16 protein-coding genes are annotated in these 17,798 nt (G+C 40.2%); 7 read left to right on the top strand and 9 right to left on the bottom strand.

Annotated features, from left to right (window positions below; genetic code table 11):
* Window positions 1-58: 58 nt before the first annotated feature.
* Window positions 59-205, bottom strand: coding sequence for a hypothetical protein (locus FRX45_RS23215; protein ID WP_193311610.1), 147 nt, complete (start codon window positions 203-205; stop codon window positions 59-61).
* Window positions 206-346: 141 nt separating this feature from the next.
* Here FRX45_RS23215 and FRX45_RS06830 point away from each other — a divergent pair, with 141 nt between their 5' ends.
* A complete protein-coding gene (locus tag FRX45_RS06830; RefSeq protein ID WP_152267665.1) occupies window positions 347-1,771 on the top strand; it encodes a sensor histidine kinase in 1,425 nt (474 codons plus the stop codon).
* The gene (locus tag FRX45_RS06825) at window positions 1,758-2,450 is read left to right on the top strand and encodes a response regulator transcription factor (RefSeq protein ID WP_152267664.1); all 693 of its coding nucleotides are present in this window, start codon (window positions 1,758-1,760) and stop codon (window positions 2,448-2,450) included. The genes FRX45_RS06830 and FRX45_RS06825 overlap by 14 nt, the downstream gene beginning before the upstream one ends.
* 57 nt (window positions 2,451-2,507) lie before the next feature.
* On the opposite strand, the gene FRX45_RS06820 is transcribed toward FRX45_RS06825, so the two are convergent.
* The 7 genes from FRX45_RS06820 to FRX45_RS06790 form a co-directional block, all read right to left on the bottom strand.
* Entirely contained in the window at window positions 2,508-3,257 is a 750-nt protein-coding gene (locus FRX45_RS06820; protein ID WP_193311609.1) for a murein L,D-transpeptidase catalytic domain family protein, read from the bottom strand.
* Between the two features lie 393 nt (window positions 3,258-3,650).
* A complete protein-coding gene (locus tag FRX45_RS06815) occupies window positions 3,651-5,882 on the bottom strand; it encodes an FUSC family protein (RefSeq protein ID WP_193311608.1) in 2,232 nt (743 codons plus the stop codon).
* A 161-nt stretch (window positions 5,883-6,043) separates the two neighbouring features.
* A complete protein-coding gene (gene porG / locus FRX45_RS06810) occupies window positions 6,044-6,898 on the bottom strand; it encodes a type IX secretion system protein PorG (protein WP_152267661.1) in 855 nt (284 codons plus the stop codon).
* Window positions 6,899-7,068: 170 nt separating this feature from the next.
* A complete protein-coding gene (locus FRX45_RS06805) occupies window positions 7,069-7,944 on the bottom strand; it encodes an NAD kinase (protein ID WP_152267660.1) in 876 nt (291 codons plus the stop codon).
* Window positions 7,945-8,066: 122 nt separating this feature from the next.
* On the bottom strand, window positions 8,067-9,497 hold the full coding sequence (locus tag FRX45_RS06800) for a POTRA domain-containing protein (RefSeq protein ID WP_152267659.1): 1,431 nt from the start codon (window positions 9,495-9,497) through the stop codon (window positions 8,067-8,069).
* A gap of 90 nt (window positions 9,498-9,587) precedes the next feature.
* Complete coding sequence (locus tag FRX45_RS06795; protein ID WP_152267658.1) at window positions 9,588-10,247, bottom strand: CBS domain-containing protein; 660 nt, start codon at window positions 10,245-10,247, stop codon at window positions 9,588-9,590.
* Between the two features lie 35 nt (window positions 10,248-10,282).
* Window positions 10,283-11,062, bottom strand: a complete 780-nt coding sequence (locus FRX45_RS06790) for an alpha/beta fold hydrolase (RefSeq protein WP_152267657.1) — start codon at window positions 11,060-11,062, stop codon at window positions 10,283-10,285.
* A 185-nt stretch (window positions 11,063-11,247) separates the two neighbouring features.
* On the opposite strand from FRX45_RS06790, the gene FRX45_RS06785 reads away from it, so the two are divergent.
* The 5 genes from FRX45_RS06785 to FRX45_RS06765 all read left to right on the top strand — a co-directional run bounded on the left by FRX45_RS06785 (window position 11,248) and on the right by FRX45_RS06765 (window position 16,680).
* The gene (locus FRX45_RS06785) at window positions 11,248-12,237 is read left to right on the top strand and encodes a potassium channel beta subunit family protein (protein ID WP_152267656.1); all 990 of its coding nucleotides are present in this window, start codon (window positions 11,248-11,250) and stop codon (window positions 12,235-12,237) included.
* A gap of 24 nt (window positions 12,238-12,261) precedes the next feature.
* Complete coding sequence (locus FRX45_RS06780) at window positions 12,262-13,635, top strand: aldehyde dehydrogenase family protein (RefSeq protein ID WP_152267655.1); 1,374 nt, start codon at window positions 12,262-12,264, stop codon at window positions 13,633-13,635.
* A gap of 113 nt (window positions 13,636-13,748) precedes the next feature.
* Window positions 13,749-14,282, top strand: coding sequence for a hypothetical protein (locus FRX45_RS06775; protein ID WP_152267654.1), 534 nt, complete (start codon window positions 13,749-13,751; stop codon window positions 14,280-14,282).
* A gap of 137 nt (window positions 14,283-14,419) precedes the next feature.
* Complete coding sequence (locus FRX45_RS06770; protein WP_152267653.1) at window positions 14,420-15,442, top strand: PDZ domain-containing protein; 1,023 nt, start codon at window positions 14,420-14,422, stop codon at window positions 15,440-15,442.
* Window positions 15,443-15,543: 101 nt separating this feature from the next.
* Window positions 15,544-16,680 carry a TlpA family protein disulfide reductase gene (locus tag FRX45_RS06765; RefSeq protein ID WP_226805045.1) on the top strand — a complete coding sequence of 379 codons (1,137 nt, stop codon included), beginning with the start codon at window positions 15,544-15,546 and terminating at the stop codon, window positions 16,678-16,680.
* A gap of 226 nt (window positions 16,681-16,906) precedes the next feature.
* On the opposite strand, the gene FRX45_RS06760 is transcribed toward FRX45_RS06765, so the two are convergent.
* Window positions 16,907-17,782, bottom strand: a complete 876-nt coding sequence (locus tag FRX45_RS06760) for a TraB/GumN family protein (protein WP_152267652.1) — start codon at window positions 17,780-17,782, stop codon at window positions 16,907-16,909.
* Window positions 17,783-17,798: the final 16 nt, after the last annotated feature.

The following is a 17,798-nucleotide window of genomic DNA, read 5'->3' as shown; positions in this document are numbered from 1 at the left end:
CACAGAGTCAGTATACAAAGTCTGATAACTTCCTAACCATAAACTTCCAAACTTCAAACTATAAACTTTCCAGTTCGCTTTTTCCCCGTCTTCTTCTATGATAATACTTTATGGGATAGAAATCAGGACGTTGCATAATTTTATTCAGCAAACTGAAAAACAACCTGTTAAGATCAAATGGCTTTCTCGTTGTAAAGGAGTTCATGATGGCTATTTTAATAATATTGGATGAAGTGGATTTATAAGTAACGCAGCACCAAACATTTTATTATATTTCAGGGTGAGATGTTAATTAAGGTTAAAGCAATAACCACGTGAAAGTGGTAAACTATATTTTTGCTGCCACATGAACCGCAAATTCAGCATATCGGTTGGTTTAATGGTAGCAGCCATCGTATTGATTGCTGCCTTCCAGGTATATTGGATCGTTATAAAAATTAACGAAGAAAAAAGAGTGCTTCGCTTTCGTACCAATGTAATATTCCGCGAATCGGTTTTCGACCTGCAGTCTTCCAAACTAAAATTAGACAGTACCACAAGGTTACGCTATGGCTTGCCACCCGATATAGCCCGGTTTACAGAAACGATAAGGAAACGCATGAGCGATTCCTTATATAACATCCCACCGCAACCCACACGCAATTCTATTATTACAGTGGAAAGATCTGCAGGTTCGATGCCCGACGATACCAGGCTACGCAGAAGTTACAAAGCCGGTGGTCGCTTTTTTGAATTTTTAATCGGCATAGATTCTCTCCAGGATTCACTAAAGGTTATGGATATCAGGGATGCGTACACAAAAAACCTGCAGAAGGAAGATATTGATGTTCCTTTTTCTATTGTGCGAAAGGAGGAATCTGAAATAAAACGCGATGGTCAATCGCGGCCCGAATGGAATAAAGCCACCATTGGGTTTACACACCCGATCAGCTACCAGGTGCAGTTAGGCAATACCTTTAATTATATATTTGAAAAAATTTTACCTCAAATTATTTTTTCTATTTTCCTCATAGGACTAACCATCACCGCCTTTTCTGTTTTATACAGGAATCTCAGGGCTCAGCAAAGGCTTACTGATATTAAAAACGATTTCATCAGCAATATCACCCATGAGCTAAAAACGCCTATTTCTACAGTGAGTGTAGCCATTGAAGCGATAAAAAACTTTAATGTATTACAGCAGCCCGAGCGTACAAAGGAGTACCTTGATATAGCAGGAAATGAATTAAACAGGCTGTCTATGCTGGTAGATAAAGTGCTTAAACTTTCGATGTTTGAAAAACAGCAGACAGAACTAAAATATGAACATTTTGACATAAAGCAACTGGCAACCGAAGTAATAGACTCCATGGGGCTGCAATTTGAAAAAGCGAAAGCAAAAGTTAACCTGCACAGTTCCGGCAACCAGTTTATGATAACGGCCGATCAGTTGCATATTACCAGTGTGTTGTATAATCTTTTGGATAATGCGCTCAAGTACAGCAAAGAAAAGCCCCTCATTGATGTGAGCATAAGCTGTAAAGACAATGAATGCACATTAAGCGTGAAGGATAATGGCATTGGGATACCCGCCGAATTCAAAAACAAAATCTTTGAAAAATTCTTCCGCGTTCCAACCGATAACAGGCATAACATAAAGGGATACGGTTTAGGCTTAAGCTATGTAGCCCATATTATTCAACAGCACCACGGCACCATTACGCTGCACAGCGAACCGGGCAGTGGAAGTGAATTCATAATAAAACTGCCTCTTACCTATGAAGAAAACTAAAATACTGTATGTTGAAGATGAAACATTCCTGGCGAAAATTGTAAAAGAAAGCCTTGAAAGCAGGGGATATGAAGTTTTGTTGGAAATGGATGGTGCGGATGTGATGACACGATTCCATGAAATCAAACCTGATATTTGTATCCTGGATATTATGCTTCCCAATAAAGACGGTTTTGCCATTGCGGAAGAAATCAGGCAGGCTGACATTGCCATGCCCATTATTTTTTTAACAGCCAAAACCCAAACCATCGACCTGGTAAAAGGATTTCATAAAGGCGCCAATGACTATATCCGTAAACCTTTTAGCATGGAAGAACTTATTGTACGTGTGGAAAATGCTTTGCGCTACCGTAATGGTGAAGAACAAAACCAAGGGCAAAAGGATGAGATAAGAATGGGTAAGTATATTTTTAATCCGCACCGGCAAACTTTAACCTACAATGCGGAAGAGAAAAAATTATCTTTCAGGGAAAGTGAATTGCTGAAACTGCTGCATGAAAACCGGCAGCACGTTATTGACAGAAGAGATATCCTGAACGTGTTATGGGGAAGCGATTCCTTCTTTAATTCACGAACATTAGATGTATACATCACTAAAATCAGGGGTTATCTTAAAAGTGATCCTGCATTAGAAATCATTACCGTAAAAGGGGTTGGCTACAGGTTTGTAATGGAATAAAAGAGCCCGGTCTCCGTAGCAGACCAGGCTTCAACCTTAACCATTCTTATATTTATCTTAACCGTTTAAAACCGTAGAAAGATTTAAATATTTTTTATTGGGCGAATAAATAAACAAACAGGATCCTTCCTTGATAGCATCAATAATGGCCCTGTGATTTTCCATGGGAATGGCGGGACACCCAAAGCTTCTTCCCAGTATTCCTTTTTCCTGCAAAAAATCATCATCGGCATAACCGGCACCATGTATCACTATACTTCTCCTGAATGCTTTATCGTTAATATTCCTTTCCATTCCCTGCAACCGGAGCGAATAACCGTTTTCGCCACTATAGGTTTTTGCTGTTACATAAAACCCCAGGCTGCTTTTATGGGAAGACATAACATTAGAGAATTGCTGTGCATATTCCATCCCCGAGTTTTTTCCATGCGCTACCCTGCTGTTAAATAAAAGCTCAACATTTTTCAGGTCAATAATATACATTCTTTTTTCACGCGATGATCTTGAAAAATCAATAATGGTAAGAATGCTGTCCCTGTTTAACTTGCCGTTGTTTACCAGTTTACTAAACCCTTTCATTGCCAGTTCGAGTACATTTTTTTGAAGCCCCAATTCGTGTAAATGAATGCTGTCGTATAAGCGGTTTACAAATACTTTACGGATTTCTGCACGAAAGTCGGTTGGAAGATAATAGCTAACTGTTGGAAGAACAGGGGAAAATCGGTTTGCTTTGATGCCCGAAATGAGCACGGGCGCAAGAAAAAGAAAGGCAAGTGCCAGTTTTTTAGGTACGGAATGGAATTTCATCGGATTATAATTTCTAAGCCTCATATTAACGGCATTAGCTTTTGGATATTGTAAATATAAACTGGGACAATATTTTCTTAACCCAGTTTAATATCTTACCTAATCTTTTTAAGATCAGCGTAATTGCCCTCATTGAAAAGGCTACAAAGATACAAATCCGGGATGCAATGGCTGCTTTGTTTTGACATACATTAACAGATTTAAAACACAAGATGTAAGATATTCTTAAAATTAAGGATTTACTTAAAATATTCAAAGCGGTTGCATTCCAAATTGTCGCAGTCTTGTGTCGCACCGGCCGGGGCGGTGCTTGCCTACGGGCAGGCAGGTTTTCACCGCCCACATGAAGCAAAGCGATGCAACAATGAGAAATGCACCCTTAAAAGCGCTTTATCACTTATCAATAACGTTTTTTAATTTTCTAAGCACATTATTAATGTCAATTGTTATGGTATAAATCAATTCAAACTGATCCGTTATGGTTTTAAAGCCCGACAGCGTTTTTCTTACATTACTGTTTGCCGCCCCTTCTGTTAACTCAGACACTCTTTGCGTTAAAAGATCCTGTACAATATCACGTATCTGCGCAAACCCTTTTTCCGTGAGATCAGTTACTCCGCTCCCGCTGTTTTGAGACAGGGCAATACCCCTTTGCATTTGCCATTCTATGCTGTCTGCTACCGATCTAAATGCATCAGAATGATACCTGGGCGCCAGGGATTGCATGTACATACCCAGGGTGGCAATATGAGAGGTTAGCATATGATTGCTTACCACCAGGTGATGGAGTAATTGCACCTGCCTTGTTTTGTTTTTAGGTTCCGATAAAAGGCGCTGAAAAGCATCTGAAAGATTGGCCAATGCAACATAAGTGTCTTTTCTTGCTATTTTATATACATTGACCTCCGCGGCTACCGTATAAAATGCACGGGCTACCGTACTAAAATACTGAAGGTTGGCTTCCATTAATTTATGAATATATTCATTTACCTGCTCCCGCTCCCACCTTGGTAAAAAGAAGAAAGCGGCGGTAAAAGAAATAGCTGACCCTATGGCCGTGTCTATTACACGGTCTGTTGCCAGGCTTTTGAAATCTGCAGGGTGCAGGAAGTGAAAGGCAAGCAGTACATATACCGTAATGGCCGCCACGCTTATTGAATATTGGATCTGCAGAAAACTATAGCCAATGATCATAACAATGATCATTACGCCAAATAACACGGTATCGGTTTGCACATTGTACAACAATAAAAATCCGGCTCCTGCGCCGGTTAATGTACCCAGCAGCCGCTCCACATTTCGCTTTTTGCTGATGCTGTAGGCAGGTTTTAATATGGTAACAATAGTTAAAAGTATCCAGTAGCCATGACCAAAAGGAAGAAACTGCGCAATAATATACCCGGCCAAAATACACAGGCTAACCCGGAGAGAGTGACGAAATATATTGGACTTCAGTGAAAAATTCTCTGCCAGTAACTTCAGGTCAAATTCCTGGCGTGAAACAAAGTGTTCAGCATCTATTTCATGTTTTATTTCCTTGTCTGCTTCGCTGCTGTAAGCTGTGTATTTGTGCAGGCGTTTAATGCGATCAGCAATATCCTTTACGGAATTGAGTATGTGCCTGAGGCTGATAAAGCCTTCCAGGTTACCAGGCTTCAGGAAGGCATCCCTGTATGCTACAAACGCATCCTCCGTTTCTTTGATAAGCGTGTTTAAGCTGTCTGTATCTCTTGATGGGAATCCGCTTTGAATAACCAGTCCTATTTTATCCAATTCATTTGCTGTTTCCAGGATAAGCTGTCTGAATTGTTCCAGTATATTTCCTTCTTTAAAATATTCATGAAGAGATTTATAATTTTGTTGTGATGTCATTACCTGCTCAAACAGGTCAACAGAATCAATGAACATCATCAATAAAATCCGTCCCCTTGTTGTAGACTCCCTGGTAAATCCCCGTGCTTTGAATAATAATTCCCGTAATTGTTCCTGCTGATGATGTATGCTAATTTGCAGGGGAAGAAGTTCTTTATACACTTCATCGTAAACCACATTGCCCTTGTATAACTTTGATTTTGTTTTAAGATATGAGGCGGTAAGCATAATACATTCACCAAGCGCCTGCTGTATGAGCCGATACGGTTTTAAGGAATACAGCAAAAGACTTAGCAGCATATACCAAATGCCTCCGCCCAGCATAAAAAGGGCATCGCTGATTACCCGCTCCTGCGCATAATGTACGTCAATATTAAGTACGATTACAATAATGGCAATAAGTCCTATGGCATTGGTGCGGTTGCCATAGATACCGATAAAGGAGAGAAAGAAGCTCAATACAGTAAGCTCTATGGCCAGCAGCCAGGGATAATTACGTGTATACCCGATAATTATGGCAACAATAAAGTTAAGGATATTGCTGGCCAGCATGCCATTTCTGCGGTGATGAATCGGTCCGGGCGAGTCGGTAAGACTAACCATTAAAGCCCCCAATGGCAATGCAATACCAACCGACAGCAGGTTGAACTTGTATAAAATCCAGGCGGGCAATATTGCCCCTACCGTAATTCTCAGCCCTTTTGTAAGGTATTGCCCGGTTATAAATTTCTTAAACTCGGTCACATAATTCATACCTGGAATTGTACGCAGCATTTGCAGGTAAAATTAGGTGATAATGAAGGGAAAAACGGACTGGTTAAATTGGAGTGTAGAAAATACAAATCAGCGAAACGAATCCCTGATCAGCACCTTAACAGAGTGAAGCAATCGGTTCAATCGGGCCATTAGTGTATTTATGGTTTCGCCGTTGGACATTTATAAGAAGTAAGCGTAAATGCCAATCCCACTTCCGCTATTACATAGGCATCTGTTTGATTCCTGAATCCTCTCTGGCGGCCTTTTGTTCCCACCCTTACACCATCCCCGGTTTCATAGGAACGATCCTGCAGTAAATACCACGGAGTAGGCGCACCGTCAGGCAGGGTAGTTGCAAAAGCATCAGGATAGTAATAAGTGCTTACATCATCTATATAATCGGAAGTGGTAAACCGGTAAGCCACTTCAAAAGAGAAATTAATATTGGGATTAATATTGTATTTAAAGCCCATGCCCAAAGGCATGCAAAAAGCTACCGCACTATAAGGTTTGCGCCCGGGATACAGGGATGAACCCTGGCCCTCTGTACCCAAAGTCCGCAAAAAATATTTTTTTCCCTGTAAATATGCGTAAGGATCGTAGTTAAAAGCACCAACACCCAGCGTAACATACGGGGTAAAGCTTAAGAAAGGCTCTCCCGGCACAAAGCGCATAAAGTTAAAATCTCCCTGGATGGTTGCTTCCCAAAGATTGCTGTTAAAACTGAGGTTCCTCCTTTTTTGATAATCGTTCTTACTATAAATGTCGGAATATCCTAATTGTGCATAATGTACACCAAGACGTAATGCGATGTATTCTCCAAACTGTTTACGAAAAAAAATACCCAGTGCCGGCTTTGGGCGGTTAAGTGATGCGTTGGTATTGATGTCGCCAAAATAATGTGCGGCACCCACAGTAACGCCAAATTCACCTTCCTGCACAACGCCGTCTACCTGTGCCATGGAGGATGAAAAAAAGGCTATACAGAAAATTGATAGGAATAATGTTTTCATCAATACAAAATTTGTTTTTACAAAACACTCATCGCTAAAGTTGAAACAACTTAATACGCACCAGAACATCGTATCCTACCACCACATTAAGTAATGCAAAATACAGGATTAGTAGCTAATGTCAATGATATTGTGATTGATTTTAATGAAATCTTAATAGAAAACCAGGCTCAGTTTCTTTTATCAAGCCCCCAGGAAAGCTTGCTTCTGAGGGTTTGTAAGTAGCTGTTTTCGCTCAACCGTAGCAGTCCTATCGTAAATGCTTCTTTTTTAACGGCTAACTGTATGTCTTTATTCACAATTTCACGACGGGAGTCCAGCGCACATATGAACTGGTCTGTCCGGCCTTCTATTTCAAAAGAAACAATGCTGTCATCGGGAATTACTATAGGCCTAACGTTAAGATTATGAGGAGCTACCGGTGTTATAATAAAGCTTCCGGATTCGGGAAACAATATTGGTCCGTTACAACTTAACGAATACCCGGTTGATCCCGTAGGTGTAGATACAATTATGCCATCCGCCCAATAGGTGTTTAAAAATTCTCCGTTGAGGTAGGTATGGATCTTAATCATGGAAGAAGTATCTCTTTTGTGGATGGCGAATTCATTAAGGGCGTAAGGCGTTTTACCAAAAAGGGGAATATTGGCATCCAGGTGAATAAGGCTTCTTCTGTCTACAACATAAGTACGGTTCACCAAAGCGGTTACAGTATTGGTGAGTTCATGCTTACCAATGGTAGCCAAAAAGCCCAGTCGGCCGAAATTAATACCCAGCACAGGAATATTACTATCCCTTATAAAAGTCAATGTATCCAGTAAGGTGCCATCGCCTCCCATGCTTATAACACACTCAAAACTGTCGTCCAAATCGCCTGCATCAATAAATGTGGGGTATTGGGTGGATTGGAAAAGGTGCTTGACCTGTTCAAAAAAATCATGATGCATATAACATGATATCTTTTGCTTCTCCAGTTCATCTAAGAGCAGCATAAGGTCTTCTTGCCTTACTGTTTCACCACCACGGCTGTATATCGCGATTTTCATCAGTATGTTTTTATATTTTTAAAGGTCTGATGCCTGCCTGTTCGGCAGGCAGGGAACTCCGCAAAATATACATTTCCCTCTGTGAGAAAAATTTATCATGCTGCGTTTCATTAAAGTATTTTCTAAAAGCCAAGACGGGCCTGTAAAAATAAGCCGTTTTCACCTAACTGGTTAAAGCTATATTCCAGGAAAAGGGTAAGATCATAAATAGAAAGCATATCTAACCCCACGCCACCTGTATACAATAAGCGATTATTGAGTGGGTTAGCACCCAGCACTTTTTTACTGTACACATAGCCTAAATCGCCGTATGTTTTCAGGTAAAATTTAAAAGGAATAACCCCGTAAGACCTGGATTTTAATCCGGTTTTTAATTTAGGGCTCCATATTTCCCTTCTCAATGTTATTTTAGACATACCGCCGGCAACCCCGTCTACCACATAATATTCCAGCCCGCGCATAAACATATCGCCATAGCCCATCATTTGCTGATTAAAATAAGGCTGCTCAAAAGGAAGTTTTACGGTTGCCACACCCTGTACTGAAAAATAGTATTTGGGAAACAATTCCCAGTATTTCCCTGTTTTTGCGGAAAGCTCCCATAGGTTCATGTCTTTGGTAATGCCTCTTTTCATGAAAGAAAATTCCCATTGAAAACCGTTTAACGGAAAGGGGATATAATTGACATTGAAATATTGGTATTGATAATTCAGTTCGGGGTATTTTACTTCCTTTGTATTATTTCCATAATACTCCGGGTTAAGACTGAATACGGAATCATTGATCTTATTGACATTATAGCTCAATTTTACGTTGTGTCTCCTGATATAGCCGGTACGGTAACTATAGCCTAACCCTACCCGCAGTTTTTCGGTTACAAACCTGCTTTCATCCTTATAAAATATCTGTTTGTTATTTTCCGTGGTATAATTAAGCTCTTTATTTTGCGAGAACTGGAAGTCAATGCTCATGCCGTTTTTTAATGTTTTATCAAAATAAGGCGCTGTATAGTTCAGCAGCACCTGCTTCGAATATCCGGTAATGAGCCATATGTTTAACTTATCGTTCCTGCCACTTACATTATTACCAATGAGTTTAATGCCGTAGTTTACTCTTGCCAGGCTGGCGCCGTATTCATTGATCCAAACATTAAAATTGCGGTCAACAGGCTTAAAATAAGGAACAGGAAAATAATACCATCTTTCCTTTACATCAATAACAATGTCCATCGAATCATTGAACCAATTGGAAAAATCAACCGTAACATCAATAAACAGCCCTGTATTGATTAAATTTTGCTTTGACCGGGGAAGGTTTTTAAGTATGTCTGAAATGGAGTATTGACCATTTTCCTTCATGGGTATTTCTCTTGCAATGATATAGGCTTTGGTAATTTTATTGCCGGTAATGATAATATCGCGTATGGTAAGAAACGATGACTTCAGCACGTTGTCATCTTCATGGGGTATTTCTTCTTTTTCCTGGGCTAACAGACATTGAAAAAAGCAAAGCATCATCCCGCACAATAACAAGTATTTATACTGTACCCTCATCCGCTCTATTGATGTATATTGTTTTTTAGTGACCAAAGAACTAAAACAGGATTATTACAGAATTGTATTCGTGCTATAGCTGCTGCTGAATTAAATATTAAGATAATTCATTAAATGAACAAAATTATTCTGTAATTCATTCTGGTACAGCTCTTCGCCATAATAATATTTTATATTGTACTCATGACGTTGCAGGGTTGCTACAATATCCGATATCTCGGCTTTATTAATGCGGAGGGTAATGGTAAGGAGTTGGGAAGTTGTATCGAAAAAACTATTGAGTTGCGTAATGTAAGCATCGTTCGATTCAATCAGCCTGTTTAGTTCTCCCGCCGAAAAATCATTCTTCTCCATTTCAAGGATAATGATGCCGCCCTGCTCTTCAATACCGGCAAAAACAGCCAGATGCCTGAACAAATCGTCTTCACCAATGGCGCCTAATAATTCATACTGTTCAGTTATTACAGGCACCACAGACAAATGGAGGTCTTTTGCACGTTTTACAGCAAGCAAAAAAAAGTCGTTCTCACGTACAAAAGGTGCGGTAAAAATTCCCTGCAGGCTTTCCATCGTGCTGCTTTCATCATTGTCCAATAAATTATCTTCGCTTATCAGGCCCAGGTATTTATCGTCATTTGCAACGGGCAGATGAGAGACATGAAAATCATTCATCTCCTGCAATGCTTTACCCGCACTGTCATCCAAATGCAAAATGGGAATGTTCTGTGATATAAGTTCTCCTGCAAACATAAGAAGTAAATTTTCTTATTCAGTATAGATGCAAATTAACCGGTTACCGCTGCAGGTTCGTTCAATTTTGTGAGAAACTGGTGCAAAATTTTGTTAAACTCATTCGGGACCTCCATCATTGGAGCATGCCCGCACTGATCAATAAAATGCAATTCACTGTTTGGAATAAGGCGGTTAAATTCCCTGCCAACAAAGGGAGGGGTAATGGTATCATTGTTTCCCCAAACCAGTAAAGTAGGTTGTTTAATTTCATTCAGTTCTTCACCCAGGTTATTGCGGATGGCACTTTTAGCCAATGTAATAATCTTTATCACTTTTAACCTGTTGGAAGTAATTTCAAATACTTCATCTACCAGCTCTTTAGTGGCCATTTTAGGATCATAAAAAGTAAGCTCTGTTTTGGTCCTGATGTACTCATAGTCGCCCCGCTTGGGATAAGTATCTCCCATCCCGCTTTCAAATAGTCCCGAACTGCCGGTAAGTATCAGTGATTTAATGTTTTCGGGATGTTTCAAAACATAAAGCAAAGCCACATGCCCCCCCAGGGAATTACCCAGTAGATGAATGTTTGTATAGGATTTGTGCTCTATAAACTTATGAACAAACTTTTCTATTCCGCCAACAGAAGTGTGCAGCAGATCAAGCTCCAGCAATGGAAGCATGGGTACCACCACTTTATACTGGCGGCGGAAATATTCAATAAGGTCACCAAAATTACTCAGCGCCCCAAAAAGGCCATGCAGTAAAATCAATGTTTCACCGCTGCCTTCCTCAACATATTTGAATTTGCCATCTTGTTTGATTTCGTAACTCATCCTGTTTATACCTCAATTAATTGCTAAAATAATTTTTTTGCTCCATATACAGCACCGTTCCTTACAAAGAAAAGGAAAAATCTTTGAAATAAATGGTTATCACCGGCCCCAACGATATGCTTTGTACATAAGAAACGCTTAAATTTGAATATCCTTTTATATTATTGATTATTAATTTTTTAAGCATGGATTATCGCAACATGGGACACACAGGGCTGCAACTAAGCGTTGTTTCTTATGGCAGTTGGGTTACTTTTCATAAGCAGGTTGATGATCGTTTGGCAGATGAGCTGATGGGCATTGCCTATGACAATGGAATTAATTTTTTTGACAATGCGGAAGTATATGCTTTGGGTGAGAGCGAAAAACTGATGGGGAGGGTGCTCAAAAGAAAAAACTGGGATCGCAGTTCATACATTGTCTCATCCAAAGCTTATTTTGGCTGGAGAGGAAAAAACAACAAACCCAATCAAACCGGGTTAAGCCGCAAGCATTTGGTTGAGGCCTGTAATGAAGCTTTACAGCGGTTACAGGTTGATTACCTTGATTTGTATTTTTGCCACCGGCCCGATACCACTGTGCCCATTGAAGAAGTTGTATGGACGATGAACCATTTAATTCAACAGGGCAAAATTCTGTACTGGGGCACGAGCCAGTGGAGCGGTGCCGAAATTATGGAAGCATATCGTGTAGCCGGGCAATATAAGCTCATTGGTCCGGCTATGGAACAACCCCAGTATAATATGTTTGAGCGTTTTAAAATGGAGCAGGATTATTTACCTGTTTTCCAAAATGTTGGTTTAGGTACCACCATCTGGAGCCCGCTGGCGGCAGGATTTTTAACAGGCAAATATAATGAAGGCATTCCTGCCGGATCGAGGCTGGCCATTGAAGGCTTTGACTGGCTGAAAGAAAGATGGATCCAGGATGATAAAATAAAAAAAGTAAAAAAATTGGGCGAACTCGCAAAGAAGATGGATGTATCGCTGGCATCTCTTGCCATTGCCTGGACAATCAATAACCCCAACGTTACCACAACCATACTGGGCGCAACAAAAAAACAGCAACTGGAGGAAAATTTAAAAGCACTCAATGTGGTTAAAAAACTTACCCCTGAGATAATCGAAAAAATCGAAAAGATATTACAGAATAAACCGAAATTAGATTTGGCCTAACAGCGCAGCGTTAAACCTTTTTACATGTCTTCCACCGTTGCTTTGCAGAACATGCGTGCCTTTTATAACAACGGAGGTACGCGTTCATATACTTTCCGAAAACAACAGTTAAAAAAATTAAAGCAGGCACTCTTACAGCATGAGGAAGAAATATATGAGGCCTTATATGCCGATCTGAAAAAGAGCAGGGAAGAAGCTTACTTAACAGAGTTAGGACTTATACTTGCTGAGATCAGAACGATACTTAAAAATTTGCGCCAATGGATGAAACCAAAACCTGTTACAACCAACCTTTTTAACTTTGCGTCATCCAGTTCCATTTACCGTGATTCACTTGGGGTTGTATTGGTTATTTCTCCGTGGAATTTTCCATTGCAGCTTGCATTGATGGCAGCAGCAGGAGCCATGGCTGGAGGAAACTGTGTAGTAATAAAACCTTCTGAACTTGCCCCGGCCACAGCGGCTATCCTTCAAAAAATAATCACTGCCAGCTTCCCGCCGGAATATGTATGCGTAGCACAGGGAGATGGAGCCGAAGTAGTAACTGAAATGATGGAATCGTTTCGCTTCGACCATATATTTTTTACAGGCAGCGTAGGAGTGGGCAGGGCTGTTTATGAATTGGCCGCGCCAAAGCTTATTCCGGTTACCCTGGAACTTGGCGGTAAAACCCCTGCTATAGTGGAAGCAGATGCCAATATTGATATTGCAGCAAAACGCATAGCGGTAGGAAAATATACCAATTCGGGGCAGATATGCATAGCTCCTGACTATATACTGGTACACACATCCGTTAAAGAGAAACTCCTGAAAGCTTTGATTAAAGCTATTAAAAGCTTTTATGGCGATGATCCCGGCATTAGTTACGATTACGGAAAGATCATAAACAAAAAACGCTTCGATAAATTATTAAACTATCTGCAGCAGGGTAATATTGTTGCCGGGGGGAGGTATACAGCCGCCTCCCTGTTTTTAGAGCCCACCATCATGGATGGCATATCATTAGAATCGGAGTTGATGAAAGAGGAAATATTTGGGCCTGTTTTACCCGTTATTCCTTTTGAAACAATGGAAGAGGCTTTAGCGGTTATTGCAATCAATCCTAACCCGCTGGCGCTTTATCTTTTTACAACAGATAAAAAGAAGGAACATGCCTGGATCAGTACCGTTCCTTTTGGGGGTGGCTGTATTAATAATACTCTTGTGCATTTCTCTAATCCCAGCCTTCCTTTTGGGGGCGTAGGCAACAGCGGCATAGGGCATTATCATGGAAAATACAGCTTTGAGTTGTTTACAAGGCCAAAAGCAGTATTAAAATCTCCCACATGGTTTGATCCCTCATTAAAATATCCTTCTTTTAAGGAAAAACTAAGAATAATAAAAATGATACTGCGATAAAATGATTTTTGATTACCGATGTATTAATTTGGAGATGGAATGGGAGAAGTAAGTCCCAATTTTAAAATTCAATTTCTGCATCATAATTTTTTATTGATCTTAAAAACTATGGTATGCTCACCAAAGCAGATATTGAGCAATATTTTATTGCCGAAAAAAATGCAGGTATGCTATTGCTGATCATGGGTGCTGCCGCCGTTTTGATAGCTGTTATTTTTTTTATTTTTTTAAAATCTCCCATATACAAAGGTGCCGCATGGCCATTGATTATCCTCGGCGCCCTTCAACTGGGGGTAGGCTATACTATATATGCCCGAAGCGATAAGCAACGTATTGATACAGTATACGCCTATGATATGAATCCCGGCAAACTAAAGACTGAAGAATTTCCGCGGATGGAAAAAGCAATAAAAGGCATAACCATTTTTTTAGCACTGGAATTTGTTTTGCTGGCTGCCGGCATACTACTGATCTGGGCAAACCGGCTTTTTTTTGTAAATGTGCAACCGGGAGGTTCTGCATTTTGGGTAGGTATAGGAGTAGTATTTATTATTCAGTCGTTACTATTATCAGGTGCAGATTATCTCGCTTATAAAAGAGGAAAAGAATACATAGCCAGGCTGGAACATTTTATCAGTAAACCTTAGTACACTGATTAGCATAACCGACTCTTCATTACTCCCGCATTTGGATATTAATTTTAACATTTCCGAAGTCTTTCGTATTTCACAGAAATGCTTTACATTTGATCTACTAATAATTTCGTAATTAAAATCAAAATAGTATGAGAACAGTATTTTTTAAAAGCTCTGTGTTTACAGCGCTGGTATGTGCCTTCATGCTGATCACTGTTTCGGCTAACGCGCAGAACACCAAAAATAAGAAGCAAAAGCAGGAAGAGATCATCATCAAAAAAAAGGGTGATAAAGATGAGAAAATGACTATTGTGATAGAGGGAGATAAGGTAACGGTAAACGGCGAACCACTGGCAGAATTCAAAGATGATGATGTTGTTATCAGGAAAAGAAATTTTTTTATTTCTCCCGATGGACAAGATTGGGGAAGCAGGGATTTTCGGGCGCCCCGTTCACCCTTTCCGCCAACCCCGCCTAGGGCATGGGGGTTTTCAGGCGATGATGCAATAATTGGCGCTGAGCCACGGGCTATGCTTGGCGTATATACAGAGAAAGATGAGAAAGGAGCTAAAATTAGCCAGGTGATGGACGATAGCCCGGCAGAAAAAGCGGGTTTAGCCAAAGGAGATATTGTAACAAGAGCCGGGGATAAAGACATTACAGATCCATCCTCTTTGTCGGATGCTATTGGCGGTTTGAAGCCCGGAGACGAAGTACAGATCCAGTACCTCCGTGATAATAAACAGAAGAAGGTTAAGGTAACATTAGGTGAACATAAATCACCAGCGCGAACATTTCATTATAATACGTCTCCTTTCAAAGAAGATATGATGAAGGAGTTTAAATTTCGCGGACCACAAAACTGGCAGGGCGATTGGGATGTGTTTAACAGCAAACCCCAGCTTGGCATTCGTATACAGGATACCGAAGAAGGTAATGGCGTAAAGGTAGTAGATGTAAATGAGGCATCGGCTGCCGAAAAATCAGGTATAAAAAAAGATGATATCATCACCTCTATTGATGGTACCGAAATAAAAACAGCAGATGACGCCAAAAAGAAAATGGCTGACCTAAAAGACAAATCAACCTATCCGGTTAAGGTGTTGCGCAATAATGAAACATTAAATATTGATGTAAAAATTCCCAGGAAATTAAAAACTACCGACCTCTAACAAAGAACATCATTGTTTATACTTAGGCGGTTGCACATGCAGCCGCCTTTTTTATACTGGTTAATGTTGAATATCTTTGCGGGCCGAATGATTTTATGTATATGAAACACAGCTCCCCGATAATCAACTTATTCATAATCCTTTTGGTTTTTACTGCCTGCAACCAAAAACAGGAACTGACACAGGTGAATGTTACCATACAGAACAATCCGCAAAAACAGGTGGTATCCCTTATTGGGAAGTCCTATGGATCATCAGCCGTTGTATTGGATACTGCCACTATGGATGCGGGAAATGGCAGTTGCCGCTTTGAAACACTTACAGATGCACAGGGTATTTATAGTGTGAAATTTGAAGCGGATGGCAGGTATATATTATTCAGCAATGATGAGCCGGTTATTGGTATAACTGCCGACTGGAATAATTTTTCAGCGTATTCCGCATCCTCTCCGGGTTCTTCCTCACTTAAAACCCTGCTCGTTACGTTCAATAATTATTTGACCGCTATTGATACCCTGAAAAGCAATAGCATGCGCAGTGAAACAGACAGTATAAAAAATATATGGAACCAGGCTGAGCAAAAGAAAACACAAGAAACGCAGGAATACCTGTTGCATTATACAGATACGGCAAAGACCCCGGCAGTGGCCTTATACGCGCTGGGCATCCTGCAGCAAAAACAAACAGATCCGGCCATAATGAAACCACTTATCACCAGGTTGTCCAATCGTTTTAAAGACAATGAGGAAGTAAAAAAAATCAGCGAAGCCTATAACGCATTTCTTACAAAGCAAATGGCTATGCCGGCTGTTGGCAAAACCGCGCCGGTATTTAGTTTACCGGATACCACAGGACAAACGGTTTCACTGCAATCCTTCAGGGGAAAATATATCCTGGTAGATTTTTGGGCAAGCTGGTGCGCCCCATGCAGAAAAGAGAACCCGGCCGTGTTAGCTGCATTTAACACGTATAAAGATAAAAATTTCACTGTTCTTGGAGTGTCCTTAGATAAGGATAAAGCAGCATGGTTAAATGCCATTCATAAAGACGGACTAACATGGCAGCATGTAAGCGATTTAAAGGAATGGGAAAGTATGGTAGTGCCTTTGTACAGTATCGAAGGAATTCCTTTTAACGTGTTGTTAAACCCTGAAGGAAAAATTATTGCCATGAATTTAAGAGGAGACGCACTGGAAAAAGAACTTGCAGCGGTATTAGACAATGCAGGACAGGAATAGGTTTATGAGATGTTACAAGTTGCAGGATTCGGGATTTGCGGCTATCAGGTATCAGCCGTCAACTATCAGTTGAATCATTACTAATGACAGCTGGATACTCCTTTTTTCTTTTATCCTCCTGTTCATAGGTGATTGACAGTCTCCTTCGGATTTCGGCTGTCATTGACAGGAACGAACCATCTTTAATATAATTTGGTTCTTGTGATTTGCTTTTTGGTGTTTTGTATTACCGCTCCCTTATTCCTTTAACCGTATATCCTTCTTCCCGCAACAGGTTTATTACGCCTTCCGGTCCTCCGAGATGCCCGGCGCCTACCGCAAAAAATACTTTTTCTTTTTGCATGGCTTTTTCCATAATGGGTATCCATCTTTTATTACGGTTAAATAAAAGTACTTCTTCCGATCCGGCAATATCCGGAGAAGACATGATATGCTGGTATATAGCATCCAGATCCTCTTGCTTATAAGCGGCGGCCATTTTTGCAAATTCCTTTTTCTGCACCTGAAATTCATCCACAAACCGCATTACCATCTGCACCTGAAGGCTGTCAGGCATATCGTCAAATATTTTCATTTGCTCTTCAATGGTTTCCAGTCCCAACACTTCTTTGCTTTGTGCTTTCGCCATTTCAATAAATCTAAGTTCATACGATTCCTGTTCGGAACAGGGAAGACTTTTTTGAGTAAGAATACTGAACAATATAAAGGGCTTCATCGTATTCAGTAAGGTAAGTGGCATACCAATGGTATCGCGAAAGAAAATATTCAGTTTATGATAATCACTGTCACTAAAAATGTCGCTGAGTTTTTTTCCCTGCAACATGGAAAGCTGCATCATTTTCATATTCATGGCAGGATCATCCATATCCACTTCGAGGTAAACTTTTTGTGAGGCTTTAAACTTTTCCTTTAATTGTTCACCTATTATAAAATCCTCAGCACAAATCATATGCATGGTACCATACAAATAAGATGCACTGCCGAGGTCATTTCCTGAAATCTCCCATAGCAGCGCATTATTTCCGGTTGTTTGAGCAGTAACTGCGGGGGCACAAAAATGTTGTATCAAAAAAGCAGTAAATAAAACAGGGAGTTTTTGCATTACAATTCAATTCTTT

The sequence above is a fragment of the Agriterribacter humi genome (genome assembly GCF_009192765.1).
Taxonomy (GTDB): Bacteria; Bacteroidota; Bacteroidia; order Chitinophagales; family Chitinophagaceae; genus Agriterribacter; species Agriterribacter humi.
This window is presented reverse-complemented; position numbering and strand designations above follow the sequence as displayed.